At 26.6% G+C, this 13813-nt stretch carries 17 protein-coding genes; 1 reads left to right on the plus strand and 16 read right to left on the minus strand.

Going from position 1 to position 13813, the window contains the following annotated elements:
- Positions 1-169 precede the first annotated feature (169 nt).
- The 15 genes from argH to QZ146_RS05755 form a co-directional block, all read right to left on the minus strand.
- Positions 170-1585 carry an argininosuccinate lyase gene (gene argH / locus QZ146_RS05685; protein ID WP_295722696.1) on the minus strand — a complete coding sequence of 472 codons (1416 nt, stop codon included), beginning with the start codon at positions 1583-1585 and terminating at the stop codon, positions 170-172.
- A 256-nt stretch (positions 1586-1841) separates the two neighbouring features.
- The gene (locus QZ146_RS05690) at positions 1842-1997 is read right to left on the minus strand and encodes a 30S ribosomal protein S27ae (RefSeq protein WP_295722697.1); all 156 of its coding nucleotides are present in this window, start codon (positions 1995-1997) and stop codon (positions 1842-1844) included.
- Positions 1998-2011: 14 nt separating this feature from the next.
- On the minus strand, positions 2012-2371 hold the full coding sequence (locus QZ146_RS05695; RefSeq protein WP_295722698.1) for a 30S ribosomal protein S24e: 360 nt from the start codon (positions 2369-2371) through the stop codon (positions 2012-2014).
- 65 nt (positions 2372-2436) lie between these two features.
- Positions 2437-2937: a GTP-dependent dephospho-CoA kinase family protein gene (locus QZ146_RS05700; protein ID WP_295722699.1), complete on the minus strand. Its 501-nt coding sequence runs from the start codon at positions 2935-2937 to the stop codon at positions 2437-2439.
- A 234-nt stretch (positions 2938-3171) separates the two neighbouring features.
- Entirely contained in the window at positions 3172-3360 is a 189-nt protein-coding gene (spt4, locus tag QZ146_RS05705) for a transcription elongation factor subunit Spt4 (protein ID WP_295722700.1), read from the minus strand.
- 13 nt (positions 3361-3373) lie between these two features.
- A complete protein-coding gene (locus tag QZ146_RS05710) occupies positions 3374-3952 on the minus strand; it encodes a DNA-directed RNA polymerase (protein ID WP_295722702.1) in 579 nt (192 codons plus the stop codon).
- 313 nt (positions 3953-4265) lie between these two features.
- Entirely contained in the window at positions 4266-4652 is a 387-nt protein-coding gene (locus QZ146_RS05715) for a PIN domain-containing protein (RefSeq protein ID WP_295722703.1), read from the minus strand.
- Positions 4653-4742: 90 nt separating this feature from the next.
- Complete coding sequence (locus QZ146_RS05720; RefSeq protein ID WP_295722704.1) at positions 4743-5975, minus strand: translation initiation factor IF-2 subunit gamma; 1233 nt, start codon at positions 5973-5975, stop codon at positions 4743-4745.
- Positions 5976-6044: 69 nt separating this feature from the next.
- Entirely contained in the window at positions 6045-6428 is a 384-nt protein-coding gene (locus tag QZ146_RS05725) for a 30S ribosomal protein S6e (protein WP_295722705.1), read from the minus strand.
- 106 nt (positions 6429-6534) lie between these two features.
- Positions 6535-8325 carry a translation initiation factor IF-2 gene (infB, locus tag QZ146_RS05730; RefSeq protein WP_295722706.1) on the minus strand — a complete coding sequence of 597 codons (1791 nt, stop codon included), beginning with the start codon at positions 8323-8325 and terminating at the stop codon, positions 6535-6537.
- A 128-nt stretch (positions 8326-8453) separates the two neighbouring features.
- A complete protein-coding gene (ndk, locus tag QZ146_RS05735; protein WP_295722708.1) occupies positions 8454-8906 on the minus strand; it encodes a nucleoside-diphosphate kinase in 453 nt (150 codons plus the stop codon).
- Between the two features lie 13 nt (positions 8907-8919).
- Positions 8920-9090 (minus strand): 50S ribosomal protein L24e, encoded by a 171-nt coding sequence (locus tag QZ146_RS05740; RefSeq protein ID WP_295722709.1) that lies wholly within the window; start codon positions 9088-9090, stop codon positions 8920-8922.
- A 21-nt stretch (positions 9091-9111) separates the two neighbouring features.
- Positions 9112-9318, minus strand: coding sequence for a 30S ribosomal protein S28e (locus QZ146_RS05745; RefSeq protein WP_295722710.1), 207 nt, complete (start codon positions 9316-9318; stop codon positions 9112-9114).
- A 55-nt stretch (positions 9319-9373) separates the two neighbouring features.
- Positions 9374-9745 (minus strand): 50S ribosomal protein L7Ae, encoded by a 372-nt coding sequence (gene rpl7ae, locus QZ146_RS05750; RefSeq protein ID WP_295722711.1) that lies wholly within the window; start codon positions 9743-9745, stop codon positions 9374-9376.
- 703 nt (positions 9746-10448) lie between these two features.
- A complete protein-coding gene (locus tag QZ146_RS05755; RefSeq protein WP_295722712.1) occupies positions 10449-10652 on the minus strand; it encodes a histone family protein in 204 nt (67 codons plus the stop codon).
- A gap of 675 nt (positions 10653-11327) precedes the next feature.
- Here QZ146_RS05755 and QZ146_RS05760 point away from each other — a divergent pair.
- A complete protein-coding gene (locus tag QZ146_RS05760) occupies positions 11328-12338 on the plus strand; it encodes an acyltransferase (RefSeq protein WP_295722713.1) in 1011 nt (336 codons plus the stop codon).
- A gap of 165 nt (positions 12339-12503) precedes the next feature.
- On the opposite strand, the gene QZ146_RS05765 is transcribed toward QZ146_RS05760, so the two are convergent.
- On the minus strand, positions 12504-13352 hold the full coding sequence (locus tag QZ146_RS05765) for a bifunctional hydroxymethylpyrimidine kinase/phosphomethylpyrimidine kinase (protein WP_295722714.1): 849 nt from the start codon (positions 13350-13352) through the stop codon (positions 12504-12506).
- Positions 13353-13813 lie beyond the last annotated feature (461 nt).

Genomic DNA, 13813 nt, shown 5'->3' on the forward strand with positions numbered 1-13813 from the left:
GAATGTATTTTTAGGAGCATTAATCATATCACTAGGATTTAACTCAAAAACAGCAATACAACAATTATCTGAGAACTAAAAAATTCAGGCCCCTAAAAAATTATAATATAAATTAAATAAAATAAATAAAATATAATATACAATATTTAAAATAGAAAATATGAAAGAGTTAGAACTTAGATTGTTTTTCAGCATTTACAAACTCTTTAATATTATCCATAGCCAGTTTAACCATCTCTGGTGAAGGTCCACCTGGAACTTTTCTCATTTTAACATTTTCAAGAGGGTCTAAAGCACTTTTAACTAAAATATCATCAAGATTTAGCTCAGGTAATTCAAGTTCCCGACATACATTATCAACAAAATCACTTGTAACATCAGTCGCTTCCATACCTTGAGATGTAGCCTCATTTACTATACGACCTACAATCTTATGTGCAATCCTAAATGGTATTTTCTTCTCTCTAACCATTATATCTGCAAGGTCTGTTGCAGTTGCAAAGTTTTTACCTGCTAATTCTAAACATACATCCTCATTAAATTTAACTGAAAGTAACATTTTAGAGACAATACTTAAAACAGCCTTAGACTCATAAAAACTGTTCCACAAATGAGGAGTTACTTCTTGAAGATCTCTATTGTATGTATATGGCAATGCCTTAAGCATAGTTAATACAGTTACAAGTTCTCCATTAACACGTGTTGCCTTACTTCTTGCAACCTCTGCAACATCAGGATTTTTCTTTTGAGGCATAATAGAAGATGTAGAACAGTATGCATCATCCATTCTAATAACTGAAAATTCATAGCTACTCCAAAGAATTAGCTCTTCACATATTTTAGATAATGTAGTGCAAAGAGATGACAAATCAAATATTGCTTCTGCTACAAAATCCCGAGCAGATACTCCGTCCATTGAATTTTCAAGATAACCATCAAAACCTAAAAGTTTTGTTGTAAGCTCTCTATTAATAGGAAAACTAGTAGTAGTCATTGCAGCAGAGCCTAATGGATTTAAATTCACACGTTTATATGTATCATCCAATCTTTCATAGTCTCTTTTTAACCCTTGAACATGTGCCATTAAATGATGAGCAATAGTAATAGGTTGTGCATGCTGCAAGTGAGTAAAACCAATAAATACAGACTGCCTATAATTATCAGCCATATCAACTAATTTATCAATGAAATCTAAAATATCCTCTTGCATATCTCTTATTTTTTCACGTAAAACCAGCCGTATATCTGTTGCAACCTGGTCATTTCTTGATTTTGCTGTATGCATAAATCCAGCATCTGGGCCTACAATATCAGTTATATAATTTTCAATAGCCATATGTATATCTTCCACACTATGGTCAAAATTAAGTACATCATAACCTTCTTCTTTAAGTTGTAAGAGTCCTTGTAATATTTTATCTGCAATATCACTATCAATAATACCTTCTTCTTTAAGCATTGTAGTATGTGCAAAGTTACATTTTATATCCGCATAAAAAATCTCTTTATCAGCTTCCAAAGATGAAGTAAATTCAGCAGCTTCATCTGTCATTTCTTTATCTAATCTTCCACTACGTATTTTCAAAAAAGCTCACCTTTAAAAAATAATAAATAAAAATATAATTTTAATAATTAATATAATATTTGTAAAGTTAATATAAATAATTAATTAAATTAGATTAAGAAAATTAGAAAAAACATATGAAAATCACAAATAAATAAGAAAAAATAATAAATAGATTAAAAAAATTAGAAAAAACATAAAAATATAATTTAAAATTAATAAAAAACAAGTGTTAATAAAAGTAAAATAAAAAAAGAATAGAAAAACTGAAGATTACTTAATCTTTGTTTTTCATTTCAGTATATCCACATTTACCACAAGCATATCTATCACCGTGGTCTGCCATGAAAACTCCTCCACCGCAACGAGGACATACAGGATTTTTTCTAACTATTTTATCATCTTCAACATCATATAAACTAGATACTTTCATTTGAAATCCTCCAACTATTCTTCTTCAGCCTCTTCAGCTTCTTCTTCAGCCTCTTCCTCTACTTCTTCAGCCTCTTCAGCTTCTTCTTCAGTTTCAGGCTCTTGATTTTTAAGTAAAACACTTTCAGATTCAATGTATTCTACATCTTCTTTTGTAGCATATACTTTAGCATAACCTAATGCTTTAGGTTCACCATAGTATGGATCGATAGTATCTACAATAACTAAATCTTTTTTAGAATCAAGTTGAGCAACTAATCTGTTTTTAACATCAATAATATTAGGAGTAGCTTCTCCTTCATAATTAATGTAAAATCTGACTTCATTTCTATTAAAGATCTTATTTTCTTTTTCTTCAAATATTTCTATTTCCATAGTTAACCCTCATTAAATTTATTATTGGTTAGCTAATTTATCATTAGAGCAATTGGATTTAGAGATTAAATCTCTTTAAAATCATTGATAAATCTCTGACCTTTTTCTTTTAAATCACCAGCATTTAGTAAAACTAAACCCTCATTTGGCTGTCCATATAATACAGTAGTATCTTCTGGAGCCAAAAGTATAACAGGAAGAACTGCAAGATCTTCTTCCCCTTCAACATCAATTAAATATTTTTCACCATCATTAATTGAATGTTTAATTGCAAATTCTATGGTTGCCCATAGATCATCAGTAATAGTTCCAGGAGGATTTACTGCATGTAAAATATTATTAGTATGATCTAAATTAGAATCGCAGGCATTTCTTTGAATACGATTATCGATTATCCCTATATTTGGATAAATATTATGTGATAGGAGTTTATTTAGTGTATAATCACCTACTGATATTAAAAAATTTGAAGAGGAAATTAAATCTAAAGCATCATCAAATTCAGCATATAAATCTCCAAGAGGAGTTTTTAAATCCCTAATTAATTCTTCAGTAATCTTTAACAATATAAAACCCCATTCATTAAAATTATTTATAAATTATTTAATTTAAATTTAATGATAAATTATTTTTCTTTTGTTTATTTTAAAATTTAAATTTACCCATTATATTTCTTAAAATTTCAACTAATAACCTTTTTTAAATTTGTTTTCTAGAATTTATTAAAAATTTTATAATAAATATAATTGAAATTAGAAATATAGTTTTAATTTAATAATAAATTAAATTTTAAAAGCTTTTTATTTAACTCTTAAAGCATATTCTCCTTTTAAAGTAATACCTGATTCTTCAGCCATTATAGAAGAGTCAGGATTAAGAATAATTAAAAGGCCACTCCAATTATCAGAAGTTGGTATTTTTCCATCACAAACAGGACAAAATTCATTATTAGTAATCCTTTTACATCTAGTACAAGCATTTTCACTCATTTAAATCATCTCATTATGCTTTAGTTTTTTTATTTTTACCTTTATTTTTTGCTGCTTGAATCCATTCAGGTTTTCCTAAAGCAAATTGTCTCATGGTAAGACCAATTTTATTCTTTTTATCTTTAATTGATTTAGCTTTTAAAGATAAAGTGACAATTCTTGCTCTAACTTTATCACTTTCTGTGAGAACTTTATTAGATTCACTTGCAATAAGTGATCCTCCTTTAGGATCATAATTAATAAAATCATCTGTAACTTGAGAAACATGGACTAAACCATCCATAGGCCCAATTCTTACAAATGCTCCAAATTCAGCAATTTCAATTACTTGACCTTCAACAACTTCATGTTGTTCTGGTCTGAAGAAGATTGCAGAAAAAGTAACATGATGGTAAGTTGCTCCATCACCAATGACTAATTTACCTTCACTAATCTCATCAATTCTGAAAACACAAACGAATAAACCTAATGTTTTATCAAGTTTACCAACATAAGATTCATTGAGAGTATCCATAGCAACCTTCTCTAAAGGATCCTTAAATCTATAAGGAGAAATCCTTACCGTATCCTCAATTTTTGTCTCATAATACAAAATAATCCCTCATATTATTTTAGAAATTTAAATAATTTATAAATTTACTAAAAATATTAAATATTATTTAATTTATTTTAATTAATATTTTATTTTAACTTTATTAATATAAATATTATATTTAATATTATTAATATTTTTAATTTTATTTTGATTTTTGAAATAAATAATCTAAATATTTAAAATTTAGAATATTTATTAAATTTGATTTTTAATTTTAAACTAAATTTAAATATTATTTATTTAGTTAAAATATTATTATATATTTAGATAATATTTTTAATTGTAATTTTATCTTATCAATTGAATAGTTCTAATCAATTGCAACATAACGCTTTTGACGTATATATGCTACCTGAATAGATGCTTCTTTAGCACGTTTTTTCAATTGACTGTCATTTGTTGCAAGAATTTTAGATTTTGATATTCTAAGAAGAGCATCATCAACTGACTCTCCATTTAAAGTTGAAACATCCATTATTTCAACATCACCAGATTTTGCAATTTTTAAAGCCATTGCAGCCTGTTTTCTAATATTTTGATTTTTATTTGTCTTTAATCCTTCAAGTTCACTTATAACAAATTTAGGAGTAGTTAATTTATATGAGGGTACAACTTTTTTAAGCTCATCTAAAATATCAATTTTAAATTGAAATATAGCCATGAAAAAATTTGTATCTATAACAACCTCATTAACCATTAAATGCCTTCTAGAAATAATTATTGAAAAATTCAAAATAGTTAAATTAATATAAATTAATTAACTAAAATGAAATGAATAAATTATAAACTATTTTATAATACCAAAACCAATTAATCTCCAACGAGCTCCAACTCTACGACTTAAAGCAACTCTAACATCTTTATCCACACAGATTGGTAATTTTAATTTAACCTGAACTAAACCACCTTTAAGTGATGTGACCATACCAATTGTTGTAGTGGTACCACAGTTAATCATTAAAAGTTCGTTAAGTTTAATTGGAGAAACTTCTCTTTCTTCTTTGGTTCCAACAACACGTTCTAATAAGTTAACTTCCATTTCACAATCAAATAAAACTGAAGGTAATTTATCTTCTTTACCTGCAACTGAACCACTTAATGAATCTGCCTTAGTTAGAGAAGGATCTAATTTGGTTGCAATACCTACAAGTCCACCCGGAGTAACTTTATCTACTTGTTCTCCTCCTGCCTCTAAACCAATAATTTCAGATTTAAGAGAAATCCAATTAGAGTTTTTATCTTTATCAGAACTAGCATCAACACCAGGCCTAATTTCAATTGTATCTCCTATACGAAGTGTACCTTGAACTAAAGTTCCACCAATAACCCCTCCTTTGATTTTCTTAGGAGAAGAACCTGGTTTATTAATATCAAATGAACGAGCTACATACATTAATGGAGATTTTCTAACACTTCGTCTAGGTGTTTTAATATTTTTATCTATTGATTCAATTAAAATATCAATATTTGCACCATGTTGAGCAGAAACTGGTATTATAGGGGCATCTTCGGCACAGGTACCTTTTACAAACTCCTTAATTTCATTATAACTTTCAACAGCCCTCTCACGAGAAACAATATCAATCTTATTTTGAACTACAATAACATCCTTAACACCAATAACATCAAGAGCCATTAAATGCTCTTTAGTTTGAGGTTGTGGACAGGATTCATTTGCCGCTATAACTAAAACTGCACCATCCATAATTGCAGCACCAGATAACATTGTAGCCATTAAAGTTTCGTGACCTGGAGCATCTACAAATGAAACTTTTTTTATTATATCAGTTTCACTACCACAATGTTCACATTCTTCCTTAGTAGTATAACATATAGGCTCATCACATTTAGGACATTTTCTTAAATCAATATCCGCATAACCTAAACGAATAGATATACCTCTTTTAGTTTCTTCACTGTGTGTATCAGTCCATACACCAGATAAAGCCCTTGTAAGAGTAGTTTTACCATGATCAACATGTCCTACTAAACCTATGTTAACATCAGCCTGTACTTTCACAGATTACACCTTATTATAAATTTGTAAATTTTATATAAATTTTAAAAATTTAATTAAGAATAGTAAAAACTATTCTTCATCTTCCTCAGCAGAACCTAAAATATCATCAATTGATTTAGGTCCACGATTTAAAACAACAGTATTAACTTGAACAATATCATCAGATATAGTATCTCCTCTTACTGTTTTTCTTCTTCTTTCTCCAGCTTTTTGAGGTTTGTAACCTACACCACCAGATACTAAAGTTCTTATTCTCCTAGGTCCTGGAACATCACTTCTCATTGCAAATCCATTCTTATCAGATCCACCAGTGATTTTTAAATTATATCCATCTAAACCAAGAAAACTACCATCAAAATCGTCACCAATTTTTAAACCAATGAGATTTCCATCTTCTTCAGTTTCAATTTGGTAAGTTGACTCTTTATCTGAAACTACTACTTTAAATACCACACAATTCCTCCTATTCATTAATTTCAAAATAATTTAATAATTTTTAATATGATTTTTGATTAAAATTTTAATTATTGTTAAAATACTTATATAATATTAAATTTATCTAAGATTCAAACAGTCTTAATTTACCCCAATCAGGTTCATTACGCCTCTTGATTTCTAAAAATTCTTCTAAAGTCTGTAATTCATCTTCAGAAAGTTTATCTTTAAATTCACGATTTAAAACCTTATAATGATTTTCAGGTATATCTACATATAATTCATCGCCCTCATCAAAGTCCTTACCTGTCATAGCCCCATCAATGGCCATAGCAACTTTTTGACCACGAGAAATGAAATGTAAAGATTCACCATTATCTTCCATACTTACTATTTTACCCACAATATGTCCATTTGCATTTATTAATGGATAATTTGGTTTAATAGTTCCGCTTAGAACTTCAATACCACAAATTGCAGGTTTACTTTGTCTGAAAATTAATTTAGGAATAGAAAAAATCTTACCTGGCTTAATAATTGCATCAAGATAAGCTTTTCTTTTAGCTTCTTTTCTTTCTTCAATCCAAGCAACATAATCTTCAGTTAACTGATAAATTACATCTCCTTTAAACATCTTAATATTTGAATCATTTAAATCATCTACTGCTTTAGAATGAATATTAACATTAAATGCAAAAATAACACCATAATCTTCATTTTCATCTAAAGCAATATTAGCATTTATAATATCTCTTTTAGATATATCCCCAATATTAGCAGATCTAATAGGAACTTCCATATCAGTTAATAAATTTACAACAGCTTCAAGTGAACCTAAAGTATCAGCTTTAACTAATACCCCTTCATCTTCAGTATCAATAGTAACATCATCCATTTCCTTTAAAATTTCTTCTTTAACATTACTTTTTTCACTTACCACCTGCATAGGAGATCCAGAAATAACATCATCTAAATTTGGAGCAGAAATTTTTACTCCAGCTGCAGCGGTTACTGAATCAATATTTTCAAATCTATTTTTTGACTCTCTGATTTCCTCTAATGGACGAGGTTTTAATATAGATCGGATATTAGTTGTTAAAACATCCCCTGGAACCATAAGTGCTATATCATCATTTGTTTTTAAAATACCATCATAAACAATAGCATCAATAGTAGTTCCAAGACCAACTTCCTCTTTAACTTCAAGTACAGTGCCTTTAGCAGGTGCATCCTCATGAATTTCAAGTTGAGATGTTAAATATTTTTGAGCAAGACCAAGTAACATAGTAATCAGTTCAATAATACCTTCACCAGTACTTGCACTAATTGGAACAATACCAATTTGAGATGCAAAATCACTTACACGATCAAATCTTTCTGATTGGAAACCTTCATCATGTAATTTAGCAACAAGTTCATATAATTTCATTTCCAAATCTTGTTGAACATTAGGAGCTTGATTGTTGAAATTTTCTGTAAAAGAAGAATTTTTTACTGAATCCCATCCAAACAATTTATCAATTTTATTAGCAGCGACAATAAATGGAGTTTTATACATTTTAAGAATATTCAATGCTTCAAATGTTTGAGGTTTAAAACCTTCATTAATATCCACAATTAAAATTGCCAAATCTGCCAATGCTCCACCTCTTTTTCTAAGGGAAGTAAATGCTGCATGTCCAGGAGTATCAATAAAGAAAAGTCCTGGAATAGTATCTACAATTGATAACTTTTCAACAAAAGGACCACAAATATTAGATATTGTACTCATAGGAATTTCAGTAGCCCCTATATGTTGAGTAATACCACCTGCTTCTTTACTAGCAATAGTACTTCCCCTAATATTATCAAGTAAAGTGGTTTTTCCATGGTCTACATGACCTAATACAGAAACAATTGGTGATCGTATTTTCATCCTTATCTCCACATTTAATTTGTAAATATTAATTAAAAGCTTAACTTAAAAGTTAAAGTTTTAATTATTGATAAATCATTAAATATGATTTTAAATATTATTTTAAATATTAATTAAGTAAATTAATTTTATTCATAAATCCAAGAATTGTCAGACATAGAATAATCAATAATTTCATCTTCATTGAAGAAAAGATTAATTTCTCTTTCAGCAGATACTGGTGCATCAGATGCATGAATAATGTTTCTTCCAGTATCCATACCAAAATCTCCTCTTATAGTGCCAACATCAGCTTCCTGCGGATTAGTTGCTCCAACAAGTTTTCTGATAATACTAATAGCTTCATCCCCTTCAACAACCATAGTAAGTACAGGTCCAGAAGTGATGTATTCAATTAATCCATTAAAGAAAGGTTTGTCTTTATGTTCACCATAATGTTCTTTTGCTAATTCTTCAGGAATCATCCTTAATTTCATTGCAACGATTTTTAAACCTTTTTCTTCAAAACGGGTTAATACTTTTCCCATTAAACGACGACCAACAGCGTCTGGTTTTAACATTACATAAGTTTTTTGAATCATAATTACAACCTACTTAGTTAACAGTTTTTTTAACCCATTTAACTTTTCTTGGTACTCTACCAAGCTTAATCATGTTTTTTTCACATTTACTACTACAAAAGAAATAGATAGAGCCATCTTTTTTGACATACATTTTTCCAGTACCATCTTCTATTTCTTCACCACAGAATGAACAAGTTCTCATGTAAACACCTTCTTAAAAATACTATGGAGTTCTAATTTCTTTAGCTTCTCTAATAGTATCGAGTAACATTAAAACATCACCTTGTCTTACAGGGCCCATGATGTTTCTTGTTAAAATTCTACCTTTGTCTCTTCCTTCGAGGATTCTGCATTTAACTTGCATTACCTCACCAGTCATACCAGTTCTTTTAAGAACTTCTATAACTTCAGCAGGTACTCCATCTTCCATATAATCACCATTTTAACTAAATCGAAAGAATCATCTTTCTACAGAGCTAAAACAATTAGTTTTTAAGTTCTGCGATTTTTTCAACAACTTCATTTACTAAGTCTTCAGCTTCTCCAGCATCTACAATACAAGCTGAAGCAGTACCGACGGTTAAACCTGCAGCTCCACCGACTTTTTCTTTAGTCGCTAAGTAAACATAAGGAATTTCTTTTTCTTCAGCAAGAACAGGAATATGTGCAACAATTTCTGCAGGATCAACATCTTCTGCAATAACGACTAATGCTGCATTACCTCTTTCAATAAATTTAGTTACTTCATTAGTTCCTTTTGCAACTTTTCCACTATTTTTTGCGGTTTCTAAAGCTTCTTCTGCTTTATTTGCAATTTCTTCAGGTGTATCAAATTTTACATAAATTGGTTTTGCCATATTATTTACCTCCTTTTTCATCTGGCTTAAGCCATCCATCAGCAAATATTATAAACAGTAATCTGAATATAATAAACTTGCATTACCCCAAATCTTTTATAAAGATTACAGGATATAATAAAAGTCTATAATTATCTAAATATATCATATATCACTAAATAAATCCCTTAAATTAAAAAATAGAAGGATTATATTTTCAATATTAATATTTTTTAGTTTTAAACACTAGATTAATAAAATTTAGTAATTAATGAAATTCTAGAAAACTAGACATTATATAATATTAATATAATTACTTATAAATGTTTCCTATATTACTATAAAAATAAGTAGATGAATAGTATAATTTTTAATAAAATTAAATTAATTTAAATTAAAATCAACAATTTAAAACTTATACCAATAATAAACCATAAAATTCAATTTATTTAAATCAAATTCCAATAATTTTTTAGAAATAAAATTATAATTTATGATTGAACTATTTGTATTTAAGATTGAACTATTTGTACATAATATATTTATATATTATATATAAATTTATTTATATTTATTAAAACATTATTAATTTTTAATTTTTTTGTATGAAAAAATAGATAATATTAAAAAAAAGAGCAAAATATTAAAATAATTTAAAATATTTCAAGTTTTTAAAAAAAAAATAGTAAGTAAAGAAAAATCTTTACTTATTATTTTTAGAAATCTAGCAAGTTTTACAAGCTAATTTAATATCTTCAGCATTAACAGTTTTTCTACCTGCATGTTTTGCAAAACCTACTGCTTTTTTAGAAATTTCGGTTCCACATTCTTCGATAGCCTCAGCTAAAGCAATTTTTGCTTCATCACTGACTCTGTCAGCACCTGCATTTTTGAAAATTCTGCCAATAGGAGCTATAGGTAATTCCATATTTTCACCTCAATTTTTGTTAAAGTTACTTTATACTTTTTAATATATAAAGATTATGTTAAAATATGTTTAAATTAAAAATATTTTAGTCACTAACTATTATATTAAATGTATTAAATATTAAAATTTTCAATAAATATATAGTATAAAATTTATTGATAAAAAAAAAATTCAACATAAAATAAAATGAAAAATTAAAAAAGTAATACAAGTAAAAAATATTATATTTTTTTAAAGAATATTTTATAAGAAAATAATGAAAAAAAAATTCTAAAATATTTTAATTTAAATTAACATTAATGATTTTAAAAATTTTAAATAATAAAATAAGATTATTAAATTAAACTAATAAATAAAATATTTATAACAATTCTTAAATAAAGAAAAAAAATAATTTAACACAACTTAAAAATAATATAAAATTTCATAATAATTTAATTCATTTTTAAAATTTTTAAAAATTTTTTAATAATTACCTATAATATATAACTTAATTGTACAATAAAAGATAAATCTTATAAAATAATAAAATCTTAATAATAAAACTTTTTAATTAAAAAAAAATAAAAAATATAATTAAAAATTTTTAGAATAATATATAATTTTTAGGATATTATTTAATAATTAAAGAATTTTTTATAATTAAAATCTAAAAAAATATTTAGATGATTTCATATGAATAGAATAAAATATATAGATATGTTAAAATTTGTTGCAATATTTTCTATTGTAATAGTACATGTAAGTGGAATATGGGCTAATGTTGAACTATTAAATCTTCCATTCCATGATCTTAAAGAATGTTTAAGGTTTGGCGTACCTATTTTTTTAATGATTACTGGTTGTTTAGCATTTAATAAAGAAATAGAATTAAGTTCATTTTTAAAGAAAAAAGTAGTAAGGATTGCACTTCCAGTGATATTTTTTACAATACTTGGAATATTGTTATCAGCTTATTCAACAGAACAGCCATTATCTAGATATTGGTACTGTTGGATGGCGTTAGGAGTTTATTTAGCAATCCCCCTTGTCAATGTGTTCATAAAGAATGTTAAATCTAAAGAATTAGACTATTTTATTATAATCTTTTTAATTGCATCTATACTATATCACTTAACATGGAAGATGGGTGTGGACATTGCACTTGATTTAAACTTCTTTATAGGACCAATGTCTTATGTGATTTTAGGTTATTATTTATCTAGGAAAGAATTCAATTTATCTGCAAATAAAATAATATTAATTAGTTTAATTGTGTTTATTGGAGTATCTGTCTTTAAAATATTACACTATGAAACACTTTATTTATATGACAATTTAATGTTAACCTCAAAACTAAGCTTAAGTTTTCCTCAAATCATACAGGCAGCATCTGTATTTTTAATGATTAAATATACCTATGAAGCAAAATCAGGAATATTTGGATCAATAAGAGGTTTTTTAGAAAAAGACATTGTTAATAAATTTATTGTTTCTATATCTGTAGCAAGCTACGGTATTTATTTAGTTCATCTTATAATATTAAGAGGATGGATGGAGAGTGCCCTTAAAAACATTCACTTAACTGGTACTATGACTGCAATTTTAATACTTCTCGCATCAACTGCTTTATTATTAGTATCCGGGATAATAATTACAATTTTAGGAAAAATACCTTATGTTAAGCTGGTCTCAGGATATGCTTAATGAACAAATAAATATAAAAATAATTTAAGGAAGATATATCATCTTCTTTAAAAAATTCTTTTTTTAAATTTAGAAACTTACTTATTTTAATAAAAATTTAGAAACTAGCTAAGAATTAGAAAAAATAAAATTTAAAAAAAAATAAGAAAAAGCTTAAAAAAAAGCTTAATATAAATTAAGGAAATTTTGTATTTCTGGAATTACTTTTTCAAATTTTACACCATAAGAATGTTCAGTATCATCAATTGTTTCTTCAATTGATCTTTTTGTAAATTCTCCTGCAATTTTTGAAGCATCACTAGGAGATTTACCATTTAAGACAGATCCAACAAAACTTGAAGCGAAAACATCCCCTGTTCCATGAGATACATAATCAATTTTCTTATTATAAACAGTTTCCACATCATCTAATTGGTCTTTATCTAAAACAATCATTCCAAGTTCATTCTCCTTATGATTATCTCCTTTTAAGATAACATGTTTTTTAGTAAATGTAGAAAGTTCATTTGCAATTTCCAACATTTCTTCATGAGTAAAATCTTCTTTCCAAGGCCTATGTAATATATAACATGCCTCAGTAGTGTTTGGAAGAATATAATCTCCTAATTTACAATGTTCACCCATTTTATCTGCAAATTCTTGATCAAAACCAAAGTAAAATTCTCCATGATCTGCCATAGCAGGGTCAACAAACACTTTCCCACCAGGTTTAAGTCTTGAATCTATAATTTCTTTTATATATTCAAACTGTTCTATTGATCCAATATATCCAGTATATATTGCATCAAAATATATTCCTTCTTTTTCCCAATGTTTTTTAATAGCTGGAAGATCTTCTGTTAAATCTCTAACCGTATATTCACTGAAACCAGAAGTATGTGTTGATAAAACAGCAGAAGGGATAACTGCAGTTTCTATTCCAAAAGCAGAAATAATAGGTAGTGCAACAGTAATTGAACACTGACCATAACATGATAAATCTTGAATAGTTAAAATTTTTATTGTATCACTCATTTTTTAAGCCTCAATTAAGTTAATAATTATTTATTTATTAAAATTCATATTAAATTCTAATAGATTAAATGGAACTTTCAAAGGATTAATAATAAATCATTATTGAAAAATAAATGAATTTTATTATTATCTTTAATTAATAATATAAATGATATAATATTTATAATCAATTGTATGAAATATATTATTAAAATAATTAATAAGCAATACTTATTATTTTTATAGTATTAATTAATTTTCCTATTTTTTATATATTAAATTCTGTAAAATTTAAAAAATACAATAGTTAAGATGTATAAGTTTTTATTTTTAAAATAAACAAAATTTTTTTTCTAAATTTATAATTTGCTATACATCTTTTGCAATGCTGTCAAGCTAAGATTTTTTTCTGAGATTTTTTAATTTTATTTTTTTCACAAGATTTTTCATTTTATTATTTATATTTCGCTTTGTTTATTCTA

This window comes from uncultured Methanobrevibacter sp. (assembly GCF_905235195.1).
GTDB lineage: Archaea > Methanobacteriota > Methanobacteria > Methanobacteriales > Methanobacteriaceae > Methanarmilla.